General features: G+C 41.7%; 15 protein-coding genes. 6 read left to right on the forward strand and 9 right to left on the reverse strand.

Annotation, left to right across the window (positions count from 1 at the left end; all coding sequences use genetic code 11):
• Window positions 1–11 precede the first annotated feature (11 nt).
• From CJF29_RS22785 to CJF29_RS22795, 3 genes are read right to left on the reverse strand one after another with little or no spacing between them, the layout of a single operon-like run.
• A complete protein-coding gene (locus CJF29_RS22785) occupies window positions 12–1,844 on the reverse strand; it encodes a RagB/SusD family nutrient uptake outer membrane protein (RefSeq protein ID WP_394811791.1) in 1,833 nt (610 codons plus the stop codon).
• A gap of 20 nt (window positions 1,845–1,864) precedes the next feature.
• Window positions 1,865–5,365, reverse strand: coding sequence for a TonB-dependent receptor (locus tag CJF29_RS22790; RefSeq protein WP_099147493.1), 3,501 nt, complete (start codon window positions 5,363–5,365; stop codon window positions 1,865–1,867).
• A 57-nt stretch (window positions 5,366–5,422) separates the two neighbouring features.
• Window positions 5,423–7,147 (reverse strand): hypothetical protein, encoded by a 1,725-nt coding sequence (locus CJF29_RS22795; RefSeq protein ID WP_099147494.1) that lies wholly within the window; start codon window positions 7,145–7,147, stop codon window positions 5,423–5,425.
• Window positions 7,148–7,552: 405 nt separating this feature from the next.
• On the opposite strand from CJF29_RS22795, the gene CJF29_RS22800 reads away from it, so the two are divergent.
• The 3 genes from CJF29_RS22800 to CJF29_RS22810 all read left to right on the forward strand — a co-directional run bounded on the left by CJF29_RS22800 (window position 7,553) and on the right by CJF29_RS22810 (window position 9,686).
• On the forward strand, window positions 7,553–8,149 hold the full coding sequence (locus tag CJF29_RS22800; RefSeq protein ID WP_004298328.1) for an RNA polymerase sigma-70 factor: 597 nt from the start codon (window positions 7,553–7,555) through the stop codon (window positions 8,147–8,149).
• A gap of 101 nt (window positions 8,150–8,250) precedes the next feature.
• Window positions 8,251–9,243 (forward strand): FecR family protein, encoded by a 993-nt coding sequence (locus tag CJF29_RS22805; RefSeq protein ID WP_099147495.1) that lies wholly within the window; start codon window positions 8,251–8,253, stop codon window positions 9,241–9,243.
• Window positions 9,244–9,275: 32 nt separating this feature from the next.
• The gene (locus tag CJF29_RS22810) at window positions 9,276–9,686 is read left to right on the forward strand and encodes a PaaI family thioesterase (RefSeq protein WP_004298330.1); all 411 of its coding nucleotides are present in this window, start codon (window positions 9,276–9,278) and stop codon (window positions 9,684–9,686) included.
• 169 nt (window positions 9,687–9,855) lie between these two features.
• Here the strand turns inward: CJF29_RS22810 and CJF29_RS22815 are convergent, their stop codons facing one another.
• Window positions 9,856–10,731 (reverse strand): DUF3108 domain-containing protein, encoded by an 876-nt coding sequence (locus tag CJF29_RS22815; RefSeq protein WP_099147496.1) that lies wholly within the window; start codon window positions 10,729–10,731, stop codon window positions 9,856–9,858.
• The gene (locus CJF29_RS22820) at window positions 10,676–12,592 is read right to left on the reverse strand and encodes an Ig-like domain-containing domain (protein ID WP_008649040.1); all 1,917 of its coding nucleotides are present in this window, start codon (window positions 12,590–12,592) and stop codon (window positions 10,676–10,678) included. Before CJF29_RS22820 ends, CJF29_RS22815 begins: the two co-directional genes overlap by 56 nt.
• A gap of 337 nt (window positions 12,593–12,929) precedes the next feature.
• On the opposite strand from CJF29_RS22820, the gene CJF29_RS22825 reads away from it, so the two are divergent.
• Complete coding sequence (locus tag CJF29_RS22825; protein WP_004307474.1) at window positions 12,930–13,541, forward strand: DsbA family protein; 612 nt, start codon at window positions 12,930–12,932, stop codon at window positions 13,539–13,541.
• 453 nt (window positions 13,542–13,994) lie between these two features.
• Here the strand turns inward: CJF29_RS22825 and CJF29_RS22830 are convergent, their stop codons facing one another.
• A complete protein-coding gene (locus tag CJF29_RS22830) occupies window positions 13,995–15,068 on the reverse strand; it encodes an IS110 family transposase (protein WP_008645115.1) in 1,074 nt (357 codons plus the stop codon).
• A gap of 357 nt (window positions 15,069–15,425) precedes the next feature.
• On the opposite strand from CJF29_RS22830, the gene CJF29_RS22835 reads away from it, so the two are divergent.
• Window positions 15,426–15,770 carry a hypothetical protein gene (locus tag CJF29_RS22835; RefSeq protein WP_004307475.1) on the forward strand — a complete coding sequence of 115 codons (345 nt, stop codon included), beginning with the start codon at window positions 15,426–15,428 and terminating at the stop codon, window positions 15,768–15,770.
• A 333-nt stretch (window positions 15,771–16,103) separates the two neighbouring features.
• On the forward strand, window positions 16,104–16,580 hold the full coding sequence (locus CJF29_RS22840) for an HU family DNA-binding protein (protein WP_004307476.1): 477 nt from the start codon (window positions 16,104–16,106) through the stop codon (window positions 16,578–16,580).
• Window positions 16,581–16,676: 96 nt separating this feature from the next.
• Here the strand turns inward: CJF29_RS22840 and CJF29_RS22845 are convergent, their stop codons facing one another.
• The 3 genes from CJF29_RS22845 to CJF29_RS22855 are packed head-to-tail and all read right to left on the reverse strand — an operon-like array spanning window position 16,677 to window position 22,936.
• Window positions 16,677–18,332 carry a RagB/SusD family nutrient uptake outer membrane protein gene (locus tag CJF29_RS22845; protein WP_099147484.1) on the reverse strand — a complete coding sequence of 552 codons (1,656 nt, stop codon included), beginning with the start codon at window positions 18,330–18,332 and terminating at the stop codon, window positions 16,677–16,679.
• Window positions 18,333–18,340: 8 nt separating this feature from the next.
• The gene (locus tag CJF29_RS22850) at window positions 18,341–21,112 is read right to left on the reverse strand and encodes a SusC/RagA family TonB-linked outer membrane protein (protein ID WP_099147483.1); all 2,772 of its coding nucleotides are present in this window, start codon (window positions 21,110–21,112) and stop codon (window positions 18,341–18,343) included.
• A 27-nt stretch (window positions 21,113–21,139) separates the two neighbouring features.
• Window positions 21,140–22,936, reverse strand: coding sequence for a RagB/SusD family nutrient uptake outer membrane protein (locus CJF29_RS22855; protein ID WP_099147482.1), 1,797 nt, complete (start codon window positions 22,934–22,936; stop codon window positions 21,140–21,142).

Consider the following 22,936-nt stretch of genomic DNA (forward strand, 5'->3'; position numbering starts at 1 on the left):
TAAAACTAAGATTAATTTATCCAACCTTCATTCTGTTCCAAATTCGAGTTCATTTCCATTTCTTTAGCAGGAATAGGCCAGCTCCAGCACTGATCCCCCAACCAGTACCAGGTATAAGTCGTTTCACCCCACATCTGCATCAGACCGTTACGATTATTATCAAACTTCTTATCTTTCCACGTTCCCCAACGCAATTCATGGAAATACATGGAATCTTCGCCACCGATTTCCCAGTAATACTCATTCCGGATACGTTCACGCAAATCACTCTGCCCGTTAACTTTCGTAGCAGGATAAGTTGCATTATTCAATTCGACATGCCCTGCACGACGTCTTACTTCATTAACACATCTGATTGCTTCGCTTTCATGGGTACTTCCCCATTCATTTAGCGCTTCTGCTTTCAGGAGCAATACTTCCGCATAGCGTATTAATGGAATATCCAATCCATAAGTATCACGCTCTGTCTGTTCCAGACCTTCAGGTACAAACTTTCTCCATAGGTAGTAAAACTTATCGTTTGTATCAGTACGGATATCAAAAGGCTCTGCACTGTCGGAGCCACGATAAGGCCAACGCAATGTATAAGTATGAGCTATTCCAGAAGAAGCACCATTGTATTGTGCGTAAGGGGTAATGATAGCCATTTGCAGACGTGGATCACGGCTCTCGTAAGCTTTTTTGATACGTGCTTCATTGCCACTATCCAGATATTTGCTCATATCGGCCCCATAGGCAGTCATACGTTCCTTTTCTGCCGCGGACAGTCCGTCACGTAGAAAAAACACCACACGTTCTTTTTCTTTCATCGTACTATAGCCCGGCAAGTAGTTATCCCAATTAAATTTTTCTCCGGTTGCCGTTTCAAAGGATTCTACAAAATGCGGATTAGGCAAATAGTTATTCCACATAGAACCTGCTGTACAACGGTTGCCGTAAGTGATGTTCCTTGTATTGGAGTAGCCGTATTGCTTGATGCATTGCACAGAGAATATCATTTCTTCACATTGCTCATTTGCTATTTTCAACAACTGCTTATAACTGGTAGCACCAGCCTTAGTATATAACCCGAAGCCACAGTCAGCCACAGAATTAAAATCATCAACCGCCGCCTCCCAATTCTTCTGCCACATATATACTTGTCCGCGTAATGCATAAGCAGCTCCTTTGGTTACCCGTCCATAGTTAGAGTCACCCGAATTATATTTACCCGGTAGATTGGGTTCATTCACACAATCTGTCAGATCCTGGAGTACAGCCGCCCAAACATCCGCTTCTGAAGAACGGGCTTTGTTACCGTTTTCAGGACTCGTGATTGCATTCATATATAACGGCACTCCTTTATACAAGATATTCAAGCGCATATAAGCAAATGCACGCAAGAATTTACATTCGGCGATAGCCCGTTGCTTCTCTCCGGTCGACATATCAGGAACCTGACCAATATTATCTATCACATCATTAGCACGATAGATAAAAGTATAAAAACGTTTATAAATATCACTGAACAGGCCACTTGAGGGAGTAGCTGCTCCTGTACAATTAGGCATTCGCTTAATCCAGTTCTTGTCTGTATCCATCACAGAAGAATAAGCATCCCATGGAATCCGGTGCGAATCCAAAATGCCGGAGTTAGGACAATATTGATCCAGAAAGACATTATATACGCCGATAACAGCCTGTTCGGCCAAAGTTGCTTTCGTCCAGATACTACTACCGCTTATGTTATTGGTAGGAGTAGTATCTAAAAAGTCCGCACCGCATCCAGCCATAGAGAAAGACAGCAAGGCAATAGATGCACATCTTACTAATTTCCGAAATATTTTTATTTTGTTTTTCATCATAAAATCGTTTTAGAGTAAGTTTAGAAAGTGATATTTACACCGAATGCATATTGTCTCATAGTAGAATATCCCACTGCGGTACGCATTTCCGGATCCATTCCTTCATACCCGGTAATGGTAAATAAATTTTCACCGGAAGCAAAGAAACGGATATTCTGTGCATATACTTTTTTCGACAGGACAGCAGGCAATGTATATCCGATAGTCAGGTTCTTCAGTTTAATATAATCCCCTTTTTGCAAATGTACTGATGACTGTGTCATACCACTTTGGTCGTTACCGGAGTTATTTGTCAAACGAGGATTCTTTGAACTCAAGTTCGTGCGCGGATCATTGGGATTTTTGGGATCAAAGAAATAGTGATCGTTTGCTATTGCTTCCCCAATAGCATATCCTTTGATGGTAGCACTGCTGTTCAATGCCAAACGATAGTAGTAAATCTTGAAACCTGCCGCACCGGACCAGTTCATGGAGAAATCGAAGCCTTTCCAATTAGCGCTTGCCTGCAGACCGAAGTTATACTTGGGCACATTGGAGCATCCCTGAAACTCATTATCAGCGTCATTACCATATACACCGTCGCCATTTAAGTCAGCATAGATGTAATCACCATACCAAATGCCACTCTTACTGACGTTCTGACGCGGATAGAACTTATACCCTGCCCCTACCATAGCATTCAGCCATTTCATGTCGTCTACTGTACGGATCATTCCGTCTCTCGGACCACCGTTGATATTGACTGTTCCATCTGCGTTAAAACCGTTTCCACTGCCTTTATATGGTTGCAACATATAGTATTCATTAATCATTTTACCCTCTATTACACGGGTAGATCCTCCGGTAGAGACATCGCCGATATTGGTTTGATAAACACGGTTCCCGTTTTCATCTGTCACCCAGCCACGCTGCAACTCTCCTTTGTATTTACTGACCTTGTTCTGGTTATAGGCAAAGTTACCGGATACACGATATTCTACTTTACCGATACGGTCTTGCCAATTCAGGGTCATTTCAATACCGCGGTTAGTCACTTCCGCAATGTTCTGACGAGGGCCACTGGCTGTCCCGAGAGACATATACATATCAGGGCGATATAAGATTCCATCCGTTACTTTATTATAAAATTCAGCCTCAAACGTCAGACGGTTTCTTAAAGTTGCAAAGTCGATACCAATATTCGTAATGGCAGTACTTTCCCACTCCAACAGGTTGTTGGAAATAGAAGTAATTGCCAAACCATTATTAAGGCTACCTCCAAACGCGTACTTTGCCGAGTTGTACACAGCCTGCCATTCATAGTTACCAATCGCATTGTTCCCTAACTTACCCCACGAAGCACGTAATTTCAGATTGTCGATAGGAAGTCCTTTCATAAATCTCTCTTCACAGATTCTCCACCCGGCAGAGAAAGATGGAAAAAGCCCCCAGCGATTATCCGGAGCAAAACGGGAGGAACCGTCATAACGCATATTAACCTCGAATAAATAACGGCTGTCGAAAGCATAGTTAATACGACCGAAGTAAGAACGGGATGTAAATTCCTCACCTGTACCACCTATGGAAGAAGGAGTAGTAGCAGAACTTGAATCACCCACAGACGAATCTATTAATCCAAGTTTGGCAGTGTCGGTAGTCCGTTTGACAAAACGTTCTTCTTCAAAGCCCAATAACATACCAATATCATGCTTATAAAAAGTCTGGTTATAATTGAGCAAGTGCGTTAATTTCCAGTGGTTCTCACGGACATACGCCATACGGGTATACAAATCGGCAGGATCTTTGGGGGCAGCTATCCACTGATCTGTACTAAAACTATATTTCCCATAATCCGTATTTACGGACATCGATTCATAACGATAATCCTTATAGTTCAGATTAACATCGTATGAGAAGTGTTTCAGAAACTTCACGTTGGCATAGAAAGTAGTGAAGAACTGCGTGTTCTTGATATGCCCTTCCGATTGCGCCATGTCCCACAGAGGATTGTGAGATTGCGGATCTTCCTCGTTCGCTTCCGGCGCACCATATTTTCCGTCATAATATGGATATACGCCCGATATCATCTTTTGAGTATTAATATTGGTGAGTGAACCGGTATCGCTTTTCTTCTGGTCAGTGTGATACCCCCATACGCGAGTACCAATACGTAACCACTTAGTAATATCCGAATAAACATTGGCACGCAAAAAATAGCGTTGGTATCCGGTATCCTTGATTAATCCCGGATTGTCAGTATAAGATATAGAAAGATTATATCCGGTACGTCCCTCCTGTCCAGTGACGGAAAGCGAATGTTTCATCATCCAGTCGTTACTATATATCTCATCGTACCAATCTGTATTAGGATAAGCTACATAATTAGGATAGCCGGAAGCCGAAATGCCATTCGGATCTTTTTCCGCCTCACGCCATTGATTGATGGTAATGTCGCTGAAAGGAGCAGATTCTCCTATATTAGTAGCAGCTTCGTTCATCAATTCCATATACTTGGCGTAGTTAGATACCGTTTTTATCAGTTTGGTAGGTTGATTCAGTGAAAAAGTAGCATTGTAAGATACGCTGACCTTTCCTGTTTGTCCGGTTTTGGTAGTAACCAGAATAACCCCATTTGCCCCCCGGTTACCATAAATAGCACACGAGGCCGCATCTTTCAGGATGGAAATAGAAGCAATATCGTTGGGATCTACATTATTCAGACTTTGTTCCATCCCATCCACCAACACGAGTGGTGAAGAACTGTTCAGGGTACCTACTCCCCGAATATTGAAAGAAAAGCCTTCATTATATGGAATCCCGGAGCTTTGCATCACCTGCAAACCGGCTGTCATACCGCTCAACGCCTGCGAAGCACTGACCAAAGGACGGGAAAGTGATTCCTTTTCCAAATTTACCGTAGCAACCGAACCGGTCAGGTTCACCTTCTTTTGCGTGCCATAACCAACCACTACTACTTCTGAAAGCATTTTCACATTCTCTCCCATTACAATGTTGAATGTCGTCTTGCCGGGCGACAATGAAATTTCCTGCGTGTCAAAACCGATATAAGACACTTGCAATTTCTTAGCGTCCTCCGGTATTTCCAATTCAAATTTCCCTTCCATATTACTCACCGTGCCAATATTAGTACCGGGAATTGATACCGATACTCCAATTAACAATTCATCATTGACATCGCTGATGACACCATTGATACGCCGTTTCTTATCCGATTTCTGAACGACAGGCCGGGTGATAATAATATGATTATCTTTTATTTTATAAATCAACTCCTGCCCTTTCAGAATCTGATCCAGTGCCTTGCTTATCGGTTGATTATCTACCTTTACAGTTACCTTACGGGTCAGGTCCACATCATTTTTCTCATATACTAAGGATACATTTCCTTTGACCTCCAACTCCCGGAACGCTTTGCGCACCGTTACGTCTTGCAAATGTAAGGTCACCTGTTGTGCATGAACCGACAGTGGAAGAACTGCAGCTAATAGCACGAAGAACATGCATTTGATGATTTTACTCATTGATTTAAGTTTTTATGTGTATATCTTTTGTTACTAACTCATTGTTTTACAATATTCTTATTTAAACATTATCCAGGATTGCGAACTAGCCTCATTATCCGCATTTTTAACATTGCCGTTCGTTTCCCAGTCGTATCTACCGGCTACCTTTCCTAAAGGCACCCCTCTACTATCATCCCGAATAACAACAGGACTATGATAGTTCTCACCAAACACAATGGCATCCGTACAACCCACTTCCTGCAATGCCACAGCAACTTCCCGTAAAGAAGAGCCATCACTAAAGACATTCCAAGCTGCTTTTACCGAGTTATAAGAATTCGTAAAACGATTACTTACAAAAATGACCAAGTCTCCTTCTTCCGTGATACCGACAGCCCGGCGTCCTACAGGCTTGCCATCAAAAGTCCAAATGCTTACCGGATTAGCAGCCCATGAATTACTTCCTGACAATGCTCCATCCATTCCTCTGTTACGGGTCGAAGTATTTCTTCCTTCATTAGTAGCAAATGTCTTGTAAAGTTCTGCATTTTCTCCGGCAATCATGATCTGCCCTTTTTGCAACGGATAGGAATATCCACTGACAGCACTGGTTGGGGACCACTGTACTCCATTGGCAGCTTGTTTGCCGGCTCCGCCGCTGGTAAACTTATACAAGTTATTATCTATCACTTCTGCATACGAAATCTCCGCTTTTCCATCAGCTGTAATTCCCAGAGTTCCCGGACAATACTTCAAAGAAGTAGATAGGTTATATCCGAGACGCGGTGCGGATAGCAGCCCACTATCATTCCACCCGAGGCTATAAAATATCGGTACCCAGAATTGCCCGGACAATCCCGGAACAAACAATGAATAATCCATATTATCATTCATGATAGCTGTTGTACGATGTTGAGCAGTGGGTTCAGCCCATGTTACATTGTCTTTATTCATATCCCAGCTAACCTTCATATTTATTCTACCGGCAGGAATAGTTATCAACCATCCCGTATTACCGCTCCTTCCATGCAAGTTTTTATTTTCATAGACAATCATGAAATCAGGAATACAAATACTACTGTGTTGGCTTTTTAGATCAGCAGTAATATTTTTCCAGTTTACCCCTGCGTCAATAATTCCATTTACAGCACTCAACTGATATTTTTTAGTCATGTTGTTCGTATTGTCTTTTACAGTAATAGTAAGTGTGCTACTTAGGTCAACAATCAGGTTTCCATTTTCATCTTTTTGACTGGAGGGATCCGTAGAGATGATTTCTGCGTTATCTGCCAAAGTCGGCATCAACACAACGTTTGCAAATGCAGTGTTTTGTTTGAAACGTAACGAAGCGATGCCATTAATAAAGTTAGCACTAACCTGCTCTGTGTTACAAGTAGCCGTTACGCCTCGAAGTAGCTGAGTAGAAGTGCTGAAAATGGTATATTCGATATCATCTGCTCCATCATTCACTTTAATACGGGTGATACCGCTGCTCAAGTCCAGTACAGCATCAGTAGTAAGCGGATCAATGGGCTTTGCCCATTCATCCGCCAGTTTGAGTTTCACATTCACCGCACTTTGGTCGTCCAAAATGCGAAAATCTAAGGCTATGACCCTACTGTTCTGGTCAATAAGACCATTTATCCAGTTCCCTGTGCCATCTTCTGCCTGTATGGCTACCAATGGTTCTTTTACGTACCCCGGATCTTCGGATAAGACAACACCTTTCAGTTCATCTTCTCCGCATGACGTGAATATAAACACAAGGAATGTGCTTAATAGAAAATGTAGTTTCTTCATACAATATTATTTAAATAAGAAATAGCTTATTTTCTGTTATTCCTGAAAACAATCTTTATCCTGCATGACTAAACTAAAACAGCTGTTTGTATACCTTATAACTTAAAAAAGAGTGTCGCGCTATGCTCTTTTACAATCCTTCTTTTTACCATTCATAGAAATTCAGGTTAAAATATGCTTTATTGGCCTATTCATTAATATGACAGCCAGATTAATAAAAAGTATAGTGAGAAATGATTTTTTTATTCGTTCAGCCCTTCAACTCATCTTTTTATTAGTGAGTTTGGTCATCTTACATTTTTTCAATACCTTGCCCCCGAATTATCCATCGGAGAAACAGAACCTGTGAGTATTCACCTTAATATATTAACTAATAAATCAAATATACGATTTCTGAAAGACATAATGGAAAAAAACCTGGAAACAGAGATTATCGAGGCCCTGAAATCGGGTAAAGAGGAGGCATTCCGATACATCTATAAAACTTACTATACAGATCTTTGCCGGATAGCGAGAGGGTATTTGACAGACTCTTATCTATCAGAATCTATAGTAGAAGATTTGGTGTATAGTCTATGGGAAAACCGCTCTAAAATAACAATTAACACCTCATTGAAGAACTACCTTTTCAGAAGTGTAGCCAATAAGTGTATCAATTATCTTCAGCTTGAATATGTGAGAAGGGAAACGGCCTGCTCGTCAGAAGACCTGGTCATTTACAGCGATTTATGGTCCTTGGGCGAAAATCCGGTTGAGCATTTAGAGGGTAAAGAGCTACATTCTATTATCCAGAAGACGATTGACGGCTTATCTCCGGAAACCCGGAAGGTATTTTTATTGAGTCGTTTTGAGAACAAAAGACAAGAAGAAATTGCCGAAATCATGGGAATCACTATTCATACAGTGAAATATCACATGCGAAGTGCACTGGATAAGCTGAAAGAAGCAGCAAAATCTTATCTTGCCCTGATTGTAATGTTTATTACGAATATATTTAATTAATATTAAAAAGCAAAGTAATTCACTATACTTCTTCTATTGACAAACTGTCCTGATGATAGCGCAGGTATATGATTTTCAATAGATATTAAGTTTAAGATGGTATGAAAGAAGAATTTGACAGACTGATATATGATTTCCTCTCGGGAAGTATCACCAAAGAGGACTTGCATAAGTTGAACGAATGGATATACTCCGATCCGGAGAATCAGAAATATTTTGAACAGCAGAAACGAATCTGGCTTCTGTCTGCCGAGTATAAAAATGTATCTGTACACGAAGAACAAGCCTATAACAGATTTGCGAAACGAATCCGCAAACATAAGAGTGCTCCGGCAGGAAAGATGAGAAGAGCCTTATTTGTGAAGTATGCAGGTTACGCAGCGGCAATCATTATATTACTGTTTACCACTCCTTTTATAATTTATAATTTTACAACACCTGATGATTCTTTGATTTCCGAAGTATACGCTCCAAGAAAATCGAAATTAAAAATGAAGCTTCCTGACGGTTCTATAGTGTGGTTAAACGCAGATTCCAAGCTTTCTTACTCCGAGAGTTTTAGTCGAAAGAATCGCAATGTCCGGCTGGAAGGCGAAGGGTATTTTGAGGTAGCGCATGGAGAGCATCCATTTGTTATACAAACAGATTCCGCACAGATCAAGGTACTGGGTACTAAGTTTAACGTTAAAAATTATGGTGATGAGAATTATATAAAGGTATCACTCCTAGAAGGTTCCATTGTCTTATTGTGCATCAACCAAGAGTTTATAATGAAGCCTAATCAAACGATGACAGTTAATAAGCTTGACCAAACTTATAAGCTGACCGAGAGTGCTGACTATGCTGAACAGTGGATCAACTGCAAAGTATTCTGGGATGAAGTTCCTATGTCGATCATTTCTAAAGAGTTGGAGCGCCAGTTTGATGTGACATTCGCATTTGAGTCAGAGCAACTCAAGAATTTGATTTTCCATGGAAGTTTTATTATAGAAACAAATAATTTAGAGAAAATATTGGATATTATGTCTGAAACAAATAAATTTAGCTACTCAATTGAAAAAGATAAGGTATATATCCATTCATTGAAAAAATAAGAAACGATTAAAGAATCTTCAAAAATAATATCATGACCGCACAAGAGTTTTTTAAGAACGATCTGTTTGCCGAAAATGCAGGAGTAGTACTGCTGGAAGTACGCAAAGGTTACAGTAAAGCCAAATTAGAAATAAAACCCGAACATCTTAACGCAGGTGCCCGCACACAAGGAGGAGCGATCTTTACGCTGGCAGACCTTGCGCTTGCCGCAGCTGCCAACTCGCACGGCACACTAGCTTTCTCTCTCTCGTCCACTATTACTTTTCTGCGTGCCAGCGGCCCCGGAGATACTCTCTTTGCCGAAGCACGCGAACGCTATATCGGTCGAAGTACAGGTTGCTATCAGGTAGATATAACAAACCAAGACGGAGAGTTGATTGCAACTTTTGAATCTAGCGTATTCCGAAAGGATCAGAAAGTGCCTTTCGAAGTTCAGGAATAAAACAGGAAAGCGCATCAACACTTTTAAAAGTATACCTTTTAGAAACAGATAACGCGGATGATACGGATAAAAAGATAATAAATCCGTGTCATCCGCGTTATCCGCGTCTAAAAAATAACAGGTTGGCAGGGCCATTTACTTCTGATATGCCTTCGTTTTTTCTCTATATCTATTTAACGATAGAAGTCAGCGGATGCCGGTTACCCGTCACATTATTCAGGAATGCTTTTGCCGAACCGAAGTTCAGGAATAAATCCAGACGGACAGGAAGATGGTTCAAGTCGTCCGTCACGAAGAAAGTAATCACCTCCTTTTCTTTTCCTTTCTTATCATATTCTACCAATGAGAAGATCAGGCAACGGTAAGTAACTCCATTCTCCGCTTTCACATTTTCTTTTCCACGGTAGATAAGCGTTTGCTCTTCCACTTTACGGCCCGTAGCCATCGGGAACTTGATTTTGTCTCCCACCTTATAATCTGCAGGGTCGTAAGAACGTGCCTGCGCCAAGATGCTTAACATATCGTATATACAACGGCTATCGCTAGCTTCAGATTCATCAAACGCTCCATCCCGATAAGTACGTTTCTGGTTTACGAGGCAAAGACCGTCCTTATAAGAAAACCAAGCCTCATCAACCGTGTAACGTTTTCCCTCTTCAGCACCTTTGCGGAAATAGCGCGGTTCCAGTTTTTCACCGATCACACAAGTCAGCGTATCGCGCATCTTGAAAAAGAAGTCTGCCCGTTTACTGCCCAAAGCAAGCAGATTGATCCGGTAGGCAGGTTGTGAATGATAAGTAGTAGCATTCGTCGTCAGACTGGCAAGTCCGGCTTTCACCCAGACAAACTTCCAGTTAAAATATAAATCATACATTACGTGTTCGCCGGATTGAAACGCATCATTCTTCGCTTCACATTGAGCACTGGCTGGGAGGGCGAAAGCTCCGATCAGTAAGGCCACTAATCCGATAATAAAATTGCGTCGAACGCTAACGACGGCGGTTCTGACTATTTCGTTCCCGATCCTTTTTCTTCTTGTCTTCATCTGGTTTTTGTTTTTTAAGTTCATCCAGCTTTTGCTTATCCAGCGGAACTGCATGAATATCCCAACTTTGTTCTAGATCCCAGTTGGCTTTCGGCTCTAAAATCTGATTATAATAATACACCTCTTCGGGCTGCACCCCTTTTTCAAAATTGCCGGTATCCCATTCACCGTTTCCATTCCGGTCGTTAATCAACCGGGCGGAGTACTTACCGGGATTTAAGTAATAAAAGTCGGCATAACCTCCTTCCTCTACTCTTCTTCGGCGTACCACTTTATCCTGCGCATCCAACAGTTCAACGAAAGCATTAGGTTCCGCTCCCGTCACCACAAACGTGATTTTGGCATATTCTTCCAAACTACGCACCTTGAACCCTTGTTTTATTTTGTCTGTAAACAATCCGTATATACCATGGAACGCAGTCGAGTCTACCGAAAATTCATATTCCAGTGTCGGCTCCCAATCATAATACAGATTGAACCTCTTTAGATTCACAGAGTCCTGTTCAAAGTCGAATGGTATATCTTTCCAGAGCGTATCTACCTTTTGCCGTAGATGGATGGCCGCAGTATCGAAACTGGCTATCGGTTCTTCAAAACTCAAAGAGATAGAACCATATACATCCATTGACGAAGGAGCACCGACATTTACCGGCAAGAATTTTGTCGGTTCGGGTTCATCCTCTTCACCTTTCTTTTTCTTCTTTTTCTTTTTGTCCTTATCCGGCTCCTCTTTCTTATATTTCTGCTTCGAAACGAGGTTGAGCGTATCCGTACGGGGCACTAACTGATTCAATGTATCCGTATAAAGATAAGTCAGGCTCATGGCCAGCGTATCCTGCTTAAAGAGCAGGGAGTCTTTTACCCAATAATGGATGGTGTCGTTCCGCTGATTCTTTTCGATAACAAAAGCATCCTTTTCATCGAAGTTCAAGCCTTTCAATACAGGCAAAGTATCTGCCTTACCTGCAAAATAGAACGTAAACTTCTGCGGAACCAGTCTTTCCGACTTGATAAGGTATTGCGAATAATTGAGTTCCTTAAAGGCACGGAGGATGACATCATCCGGCAAATAATGCATATATTTCTTCTCAACAATCGTGTCATAAGTCAATGAATCCACCCAAGCCGTATCCATGCGGATACGTTCTTCCATACGAGGGATAATCAACGAGTCATGGAAAGCGATCATCTCGCTCTTCTGATTAAAAGTGAAGTTCTGGTCGGCATCCATCAAACCGTAGATACGATACTTGCCGGGAGCTATACCCCGGATAGAGAAACGCCCACGGCTGTCCGTACGTGCCACACGGTCGAAAGGCAATTTGTTGAAAGCCGAATCGTTCAAGTTGGAATGTAGTCCAACAAGCATACCTTTAATAGGCTCCAGGTTAGAGGCATCGAGCATCGTTCCTGCTACTTCCATCGTATCGATTTCCGTACCGGTAGAGAACGTAAATGCAAAATTCCCTAGCGGGTTACCTTCATTATTGTCGACAATTGCATCCGAGAAGTCAATCGTATAGGTCGTGTTAGGCTTCAAAGAGTCGAGTAGGTTGACTTGTATTCTCTTGCCGGAAGCCTTGATTTCCGGTTGCTGTATCTGGGGAGGAGAAACAACGACTTTTTCGGTTGCTTTCTCCAGCTTAATAAACTCATCAAACATCAAAGAAATTTTAGTCCTTTCATTATTCAGAGCGCCCGCAGCAGGAGTACTACCGATGAAACGGGGCGGCGTCTCATCATAAGGGCCTCCGTCCGGCCGTCCAATACTGGCGCAGGAATATAACATAGCTCCCAGCGTTACTACCGGAAGCACCTTGCGAACTATTTGCTTTATCTTTTGATTCTCAAATTGTAACATGCTGCAAAAATAAGCGTTCTTATTCAATAAACACCACACTTTCTAGCTAATTTATTAAAAAAGGAAAGGGTGACTTAAGGTAATAAACAATATTTGCGACGTTTTTATTTTTTTCCTGCTAATATAATTAGTTTTATTGCCTAAAGAGATTACCTTTGTTGCCTAATCTTTTTTCGTTCCACTATAGTGTTCCGCAAAGAACACTATAGTTTCCCTTGCGGAGCACTATAGTGGGACGAAAGAGAAACTATAGTGGAACGAAATAAAAGTAGCAAGTGAAGTAAATCCGGATAGGCAAACGGATTTATCAATGTGCCTACACTAAATAAAAACGAATATGAGTATACAATATGACCTTTACGACACGCCTGACATTCAACAAACAGGCGACGCACAACCGCTTCATCCCCGCGTAGTATTCAAAGGAACCGTCGATCAGGAAGAATTTCTAGACCGTGTACACAAATTCACAGGAATAAGCCGCAGTTTACTGGCGGGCGCCATGCAGTCTTTCCAAAACGAGTTGAGAGATTTGATTGCCAACGGATGGATTGTGGAACTGGGAGATATCGGATATTTTTCAGTGTCTTTAAAGGGACCTCGTGTAATGAAGAAAAAAGATGTGCACGCACAATCTATTGAGCTGAAGAATGTCAATTTCCGGGTAGGCAGCCAGTTTAAGAAAGAAGTAGGCCAGCAAATGAGACTGGAACGTGGAGAATCGATGACTCGTCACCATGGGAAAGGGCACAGTGAAGAAGAATGTTTGACAATAATCAACCAGCATCTGAACAAATATCCCTGCCTGACCCGCACCGACTATAGCCGATTGACAGGACACGACAAAAAACGTGCTTTGAAAGAACTGAATGCTTTTATCGAACGTGGACTCTTAATCCGTTATGGAACAGGCAAACAGGTGGTTTATGCAAAGAAAACAGAAAGTTAAGTTAAAATCATCTAGCAGAATTACCTAGAATTCCAATTCTGAACTGAACAAAAAAACAATAATTCAGTGTAGGGTTCTTTTTATATTAATCATATTTATACTGACTTTTAGTAAATCAGAACTATCTATGAAATTATAAAACAAGATTACTTGCTTTATCAATATTTATTGCTACTTTTGTAGCGGTTTCCTTTCATACGTAGAGAGGAACATTTTATTTTTTATAGAGAACGATTATTTATTGCATTCAACCATAAATTCGGCAAAAATTTACCGCGAATGGCAATAAGTGATGTCAGGTCTCGCGCACACTTCTGTATATAATTTGTTTATATACCCAATGGGCGTGGGACTATCACTTATGTCGCGGAGGGTCTTTGCCGAGCCTATGGTTGGCGTACAGTTGGTAGTTTCCCACGTATTCTATGCTAATATCCTAATCTCTTATTCCGTTTAACAATAAATTAACTTCTCGTTCTTTTTCCTTTCTATAACTTCTCGTTCTTCATAATATTTGTATGTATTTTGATCATATGGTACTTTCTTCCTGACTAATGCCACTATGATTCTTATGAGTTTGTTCTTGACATTATTTAAAGCCACTTGAGGCTTCTTTCCCTTACTAATCAGTCTTTGATAGTAATCTCTAATTTCGGGATTATATATTTTGGCTATATGAGCTGCTTGTCCTAATAATGATTTAATAAGTTTATTGGCGAAATGGCTTGTATGAGCAGGTGTATTTACACTCGTTCCGGATTGTTTACCAAAGGGGGCAACTCCATAATAGCATGCAATCTTTCTTGGGTCATATCCGAATTTTTTGAAGTTGTTTGTGTAGACCAACATACAGGTTGCGTTTTGCCTGGCTACGCCTTTTATTGAGGTTATAATAGCATAATTTTCTTTCAGTTCCTCATCCGCCTCTATTATGCTATCAATGGCCTTATCGCATTCGGCAATTGTTTTGTTTATCTCCGCAATAAGGTGTTTGCTCTTGCGGTTGATGAAGGATATTGCTTTTGACTTGTTTGATTGTGATTTGTCCTCTTTTCGTAATTCCATTGCCACTCTTTGCCCAACTAGCTTATGCCTATAGAGGAAAATCTCCCTTAGTTGCGCAAGGGATTCATTCAATGGTTCAAAGGGTACAACCTTGTCCTGTTGTCTCCATGCGTATTCAGCAATGATTGCTGAGTCCGCCTTATCGTTTTTCACACGCTGGATACCACTGCTATGTTTTATGGCGTAAGCGTTCTCAATCCATATGTCATAGCCTTTTCCGTAAAGCCATTTGCTCAGTCCTATACTACATGAACCTGTGTCTTCTCCACAGAATAGCCATTCCTCAGCAATTGTATTCCAAGCGTTTGTTTTAACCCAATTACATAACTTGCGGTAGCCCGTAGTGTTATTTGGGAAACACCCATACTCACGGGAGCCTATTTCGTTCATTCCACATGCGAGAATTATCGTCGCGTCAAGTTTCTCCTTTGAAAAATCAATTCCAATAAATAATTTTTTCATATTTTTGCTGTACTTTTCTAAGACTGGTAAAAGCTGTTTGAACTCTAAACTCTAAATAGGCTCGCAACCTTGATATTCTATCGGAGCTTTGCAGCTTGGCGGAGAGAGGCCGTTACGTGGGCTAGCCTCAAGTGCTTTCTCTTTTATGGTGTCCTCTTCCCGCCTATCAGTCTTTATCTTAATACAACAAAGATAATAAGACTGATATTTTCCTGATAAGATGCGGAGGTAATTATTCGTCTCGCTTGACTTTTTTAAAATAAATTTCCGACCTCTTATCTATTAACTGCAAACTTAGAGCTCTCTTTTTTTAAACCGCGCACCACAGGGAAATGATGCGACAAACATAACAAAGATATGTACGACGACCTGAAAGAAAACATTATTTTAGTAATGCAGCACCCTATCGCGCGCCGCCCCATCTCCAACTTATCAGATGAAGAACGAGAAAAAGCATTTGACTTGTTGAACTATCTTTCAACTTTATCCGTTGACGAAAACTATACCTTGTTAGATTACATCCAAATGGCACGTCTTGAATATGCACTTGGAGAGCTTGAGTATAAAACAACCAATGATACAGAAAAAGTAATACGACATTTTAGAACCGCCCTCCAACATCTGGAGAAAGGAGGGTTCGACTTAAGTATAAGCAAGTGGACAGAGTTAGTCAGCCTGCGAACCAAAGAAGACACGGAATAATTCAGAATCATAACCCTTACCAGTATATATAGAAGATAGACAACAAAGCGAAAAAGATTGCTTGTGCAAGTAGTCCTTTCGTTCTATCTTTGAAGAGGATGCCTTCCCCACACTTGATACCCCAATATCTTAATCGGCATCCTCTTCTTCTATCTTTCTGCCAAATCTTTTTTACATAAAATTCCCCAATACAGCAGCATTCTACTTATTAACTAATTTATTAACGCACAATTCTTTTTTAGCTTGGTCATGAATTTCGGAAACCATATCTTTGCATCGTGATCACAAAACAACAATAAAACAGATTAACTAACTATTAAAAGAAGAAAGACTATGGCATTAAAGTATGTTGTCAAGAAAAGAGTTTTCGGCTTTGACAAAACAAAGACTGAAAAGTATGTAGCACAGAATGTAATTACCAATACGGTAAATTTCAGAGATTTATGCAAGGAAGTATCCATGTTCGGTATGATTCCCGAAGGCGCAGTGAAACACGTGATTGACGCACTGATTGATGCGTTGAACACGAACCTAAACAAAGGATTGTCTGTGCAATTAGGTGACTTCGGATGTTTCCGTCCGGGCATGAACTGTAAAAGTCAGAATGAAGAAAAAGATGTAGATGCCGATACCGTTCGACGAGTGAAAATCGTATTTACTCCGGGATATAAATTTAAGGATATGCTGGATAATGTAAGTATCTACAAGACGGAAGGAAACGGCGGCACCTCTTCCGGAAATGGAGGGGGAAATAAACCGGAAAATCCGGACGAAGGCGGTAGCGGTGAGGCCCCGGATCCTGCAGCATAAAACTGGAACAAGGGACCACACATAGAAAAGGACTTCTTCCCATAAAAATGAACCCTAAAAGTTAGACAAAAACTTTTAGGGTTCGCTTAGTCATAGTTACCAGCCTGTATTTTGACCTAAATTAGGATTCTTATAATATTCAGTCTGTGGTATAGGATATAAATACATCTTATCATCCCAGTTACGTGTTTCAAGCAATTCTTTCTTATAAACAGGCAAGCCGTTTTCCATAGTGATCTTGATGCAATAAATAGCTTTGGTTTTATCACCGATTTTCCAACGGCGGATATCCCAGAACCTATGGTCTTCGAACGCAAGTTCCACTCGTCTTTCACGACGGACGCTTTCAGTAAACGCGTCGCCGCTTGTTGTAATGGCAGGCATATCAGCAGCAGCACGCACCTGATTCAGTGCCGCACGTGCAGACAACGGATGATCATTATCCGTATAATCAGCGTCTTTCCAGGCATCCATTGCTTCCGCATAGTTCAGGAGAATTTCCGCATAACGGAATATGATGAAATGGTGCGGTTTCTTTTTCTCATTGGAAGGAGCTAGAGAAACAGTCTCATTCATATACTTCTTCAAATAATAACCTGTGGTAGTCGCTCCGGTTGTTCCGGCACCGTCTTTTCCTCCTTCATAAGACTGGATGGTCGAGTTCATCCATGTATCGCCATTGCAAAGCACCGTTTTATAGAATCTTGGGTCTCTGCCTTCATACGGATTCTGCCCCGGTGTAATCTGTTCCCAGTCAAAGTCTTTTCCATTAGTCATCTGGAAGGCATCCACCAGATTCTGGGTGGGCACGTTGCCTGTTTTCCCCTTTTCATAACTGATGGGCAAATTGTTAGCTTCAAAATCAAAGCTTTCCCCATTTCTACGTTCAAAAATTAATTGCGGAGATTTCAATACATCGTTTCCACCATTCTTGTCATACAGAGGATCTACATTCGTCTTCGGCAAACTGTACCAGTTCTCTTTTATGATAGCATAAGCCGCATCGGCAGCCGCTTTCCATTTATCGGCATCCTGTGCGGGATTATGCAACAAACTCGCCGCATAAAGAAGAGCACGGGATTTCAATGCCAACGCCGTACCTTTGGTCACACGTCCCGTCTCCGCCCAAAAGTCCTGATGACTGACAGGCAGAGTTTTGGCCGCGTCACTACATTCATCACAGATATATTTTATCACTTCATTGAAAGAAGCCTTTTCCACACCGTTGATTTCATCCAAAGCATACGTACGTGTCAAAAGTGGAATATCACCGTATCGTTTAGCCAGTTCGAACAGATAAAAAGCTCGCAACACCCGTAATTCTTCACGATACATGGTAGCTTTGGCAATGTCTTCTTCATACGTGTCGTTCCAGCGGAAACGCTCCAGTTTTTCCTGTGAATAGTTTTCAAGAAATGAATTGACGGAACGGATAGCTCCATAGCACTTCGACCACATATTATCGACTGCATTGTTGGGACTCCAGGCATTGTTATAAAAGTCGTGAACACTATTATCACTCCAGACATAAACAGAATTATCCGTTGCAGACTCCCTCAAAGCCCCGTCGAGCACTCCGAGATCTCCGGGCAACTGGCTATAAACGTAGGTAGCCAAACCTTTCACATTGCTAAAGTAGGAATAGGCCTCTTCCCTGTCCAAGCCTGTCGATTCGTCCAATTCGAGCAAGCTACACCCCGATACGGATAATAGCAAACCTGTATATAATAGGATATATTTTCTCATGGTCATCTCACATTTTAGAAGTTAATATTCAACCCGAAATAAACAGAAGTCATATCCGGATAATTGATTTTCAGATCTTCACTGTTCATATACTTCACATGATCGAGCGAAAAAAGATTATTAGCTCTCGCATATACCTGAATCTTCTCCATTTTCATTTTCTTCACCCAAGAGGAAGGAAGGTTATAGTAGACATTCAGGTTACGAAGTTTGAAATAGCTCCCGTTTTCCAACCACTGTGTACTGTTTCTGAAGTTATTGGCATTATCCAGCGTGGTCAGGCGGGGGACATTTGCGATGTCTTTCGTTTCTTCCGTCCAGCGGATTCTGTCATTCAGATACCAGTTGGAAATATTCGTGTTGTTTCTCAACGGCCAGTATACGCTGGCAGTGTTCAACATCACACTATAATGGGCTACTCCTTGAAAAAGAGCATCCACGCCGAAACCTTTATATTCAAATCCCAAATTAATGCCATAATAAATCTCCGGTATGGCAGTGGAATATCCTATCGCCTTCTGGTCATTGTTGTCAATCACGTTATCGCCATTCAGATCCCTGTACTTGACATCACCTGGACGTACTTCCGAGAATTTCTGCACCGGACTGCTCTTTATGTCCGCCTCATCTCTGAAATAACCGATAGCCTCCCAGCCAAAACACTGCCCGACAGGGTAACCTTTTTTAGACAAATAGCCATACGGCTGATATCCCTCAGCATTTTCTACGACTTTACTTTTGGCATAGGAGAAGTTGGCTCCGATATAATAGTTGAAGTCCTTGTATTCCTTTTTCCACATGGCAGAGAGTTCCGTTCCTTTTGTTTCCACCTTTCCTGCATTCATCTGCGGAATAGTAACCCCGATTGCCGATGAGATCAGCCCACTTCCGTCAATCAGGATATTAGTGTGCTTGTCATAAAAACCGTCAATAGAAAAAGTCAGTCCCTTGAACAGGCTCATATCCAAACCGATATTATATTTATCCGCAACTTCCAGATCCAGTTGTTCCATTGCCAACACTCCTTCCTTCAGGCTACTTCCGGCAGAAGTATTTCCGGCCTGAAAATAGTAAGCACCGCTTCCTACCCAATATTGCTTATCCATGTCATAATCATAAATATCATATCCGGAGCGTCCGTAAGAAGCACGAAGTTTCAGATAATCAAAAGCGGAAATTTCTTTCATGAAATTCTCGTTCGAAAGTATCCAGGCGGCAGAAATGGCGGGATATGCACGATACTTGTCGTTCTTCCCCAACACGCTGCTGCCAAAACAGTTGGCTACGATATCCACCATATAACGGTTGTCAAAATTATAACCTGCGGTTCCGATGATGTATTGACGGTAACGACTGTTATTAGCCCCTGTCAACGTCATTGATTCTTGACGAAACATAGCACTGGCCGTAAAATCATGTTTATCCCATGTCCGGTGATAATTGACCTTCGCTTCAAAATTGGCATGTATGTATTGATTGGCCAATCCTTTGTTGCTGATTTCCAGTTCATCGTTAGGATTTCCGTAATTCGTGTAAATCGGTTCTCCGTCTATGCCTTTTTCAATGGTCTGGTACATAAAACTTTTCTTAGCTGTTTCCTGATAGGTTGCATTATTATCATAAGCAATAGCGAGTTCCGCACTCAACCCGCGAGTCAATACAGACAAATCCTGCACCAACCGCAAATCCGCCTGCAACATACGCTGATTCAGTTTATAATAACCTACGTCCGCCAGATTGGCTATCGGATTTGTTTTCAGCACATTGTTACTGCCCCAGAATCCATTCTGTGTCTGCACGGGAAATGCGGCGGACGGGGTGTTGAAAATCTGTTCAAACAAAGTAGCTTCCGATGTGGTGGGACGCTTGGTCTCTCGCAGCATACCGAGCATACTCAATTTCAATTTTGTCGCGTCCGTAATATCCACATCCAGATTCATGCGAAGATTGAGGAAGTATTTCTTCATCTGGGAGTTATAGCGATCTGTATAATCAGTGTACTTGCTATTCAGCAGTCCCATATCGTTTTTGTAATTGAGGACACTGAAATAACGAAGCCGCTTGCCACCTCCGCGGAAAGTGATGTCCAGTTGATGACTGGTTGTATGATTGCGTAACGCTTCTTTCTGCCAGTCCACATTCGGATAAAGATCGCTATTGCCTCCGGACAGGAAAGAAGCCTCATCCATGTCCGGTTGCAAGCCATCATATCTCAATGCTTCATTACGGGCTTTGGCATAGGTATAAGCATCGGCAAATTCCGGCTGATTAACAGGTAAGCCTAAACCGAACTTGTAGTCTACTTTTATATCCTTCTGGTTATATATACCGCGTTTGGTAGTTATCAATACCACTCCGTTAGCGCCTCTGCCTCCCCAAAGAGCAGTAGCAGCACCGTCTTTCAAAACGGATATTGATTCTATTTCCGAAAGGTTGATATATTCGAGAGGGCGTGCAAAACCATCTACTACAAATAAAGGTGTATCTCCATTCAAAGAACCGCGTCCCCGCACATTGAGACGAGATTTATCTGTGCCCCAACTAGTGTTCTGCATCACACTCAATCCCGGCAACAGGCCATAAATGGCATTGTAAGGACTAGTGGTAGCATTTTTATCTAATTCATCCGAATAAATGGTAGAGACAGCCTGTGTCTTCCGTAATTCAGTGGTCGTCTGTGTGCCCAGATCGATTACCTTATCTTGTCCTTCATTATTTTGCGCTATACCCGTAGTGGCAAATGCCAACGAGAAAGCTACGATATAAAGTGATTTATTCATAATCATTCTTCTTATTGTTCAACGATTTGATTATTACCAACCCGGATTCTGAATCAATCCATATTTCTTGTTTATCTCATCTATAGGCAGAGGCAACAGGAAATACTTGTCGTTCCACTTTTCAGGTTTTGCATACTGACGCGTTTCCGCCATTGCATGAGATACGGCATAAGAAAAGCCGCTTGGCTCACCGGCCGCTTTTTTAATAATCAGACGTGACAATTGTCCGGTAAATATATCTGCGCGTTTCCAACGTACCAGATCGAAATAGCGTACTTCTTCATAGCCGAATTCAATGGCTCTTTCGCGTAATATCGCTTCACGCAACGGTTTGCCAGCCGGAACATCTGTTGCCGAAATCGCAGGCATACCTGCACGCAGTCTGGTTTTATTCAGATAATCATAAGCCGTATTGCCAAACTCATCACGGACTTCCGCCTTATTCAATTCGTTCATCGCTTCGGCCATATTCAAATAAACCTCCGGAAGGCGGATCAACGGACAAGAATAAAATTTACCATTCACTTCGTCATTGAAGTTCCGTATGAATTTTCTCATGGCAACCCCATTGTAACTCATTCGTCCGTCTTTATAAGGCGCCTGGGTGGCTCCTTCGTAAATCTGCACTTTCTGGGCGCCCTTAAACTTATCTCCATTCACAGCAACCGTTTCATATAAGCGGATGTCTCTTCTGGGGTTTCCGTCCTTATCAAAGAAAGGGAATTTATTATGGTCCGGATTGTTCCAGTCGAATTCTGTTCCGTCTTTCATCTGAAACATATCGACATAAGTCAATGTAGGAGAAGCAACTCCATAACGCACCTGGGCAAACGGAAGGTTTCCCGTAGCATAAGTGGTGAATCTTCTGGAAGAAATCAAGACTTCACCGTTATGGCGATTGAAATATCCTGCTGCAAAATCATCGCGGGGATTACCTGTATTCACCAGTTGATAAGCGTCCGAGTTCTTTTTATTAGCCCGCATAAATTCTAATCCGGCATCCAACGCCTTCTGCCACCTGTCTGGTGAATAGTTACCATACCAAGTAAGGAATTGAGACGAAGCATCTCCTTCCAAATAGGGTCTTTCAGCATTAAATAAAGGACTCGCCACAAACTGAAGCACCCTGGACTTTAACGCTAAAGCAGAAGCAGCCGTCATTCGTCCGTCATTATCTGCATTCACCTGCCAAGGCAGTACAGAGGCTGCCGCATCCAGTAATCCAACAATCTTCTGTACGGTTTCTTCCACTGTCATACGAGGAAATTTCATCGCATCTTCTGCCGTATATGCATGGTCTATCCACGGCATACCACCATAATAACGGAGCATTTGAGAATAATGATAGGCAATGATTACTTGCGCTTCCGCTTTTCCTATCGCTTTCTCATCCGCAGTCATATCCGGCATTCTATCCACATTCTCAATGTAAATGTAGGCTCTTCGAATACCATAAACCGGCCCTACTCCTATCGTAGCACTGGCGACATCCAACCGATATGGAAGATGTTCCAGATATGTATTTGTTCCGTCCACTGTTCCTGTATAGAATTTAGGCGCTCCCTTTTTCGTCCAGTCACCCAGATCGGTTAGCATTTCCAGAACGCCATATCCCAGACGTCCTTGCATCGGCAGATAATCCGGCAGGGAATGATAAGTTTCCGCCAGTGCCTGCTCAGCATATACCTTTTTGTTAAAAACAGAATCGATATTCTGTTCGTTACTTATCGGCTTATCCAGAAATTTCTCTCCAAATTTAAGGTCTTCGCACCCTATCAGTGTCAATACAGAGAGAGAAAGACAGCCTATATATTTTTTATAGTTTTTCAT

The organism is Bacteroides celer, from assembly GCF_002632415.2.
Lineage (GTDB): Bacteria > Bacteroidota > Bacteroidia > Bacteroidales > Bacteroidaceae > Bacteroides.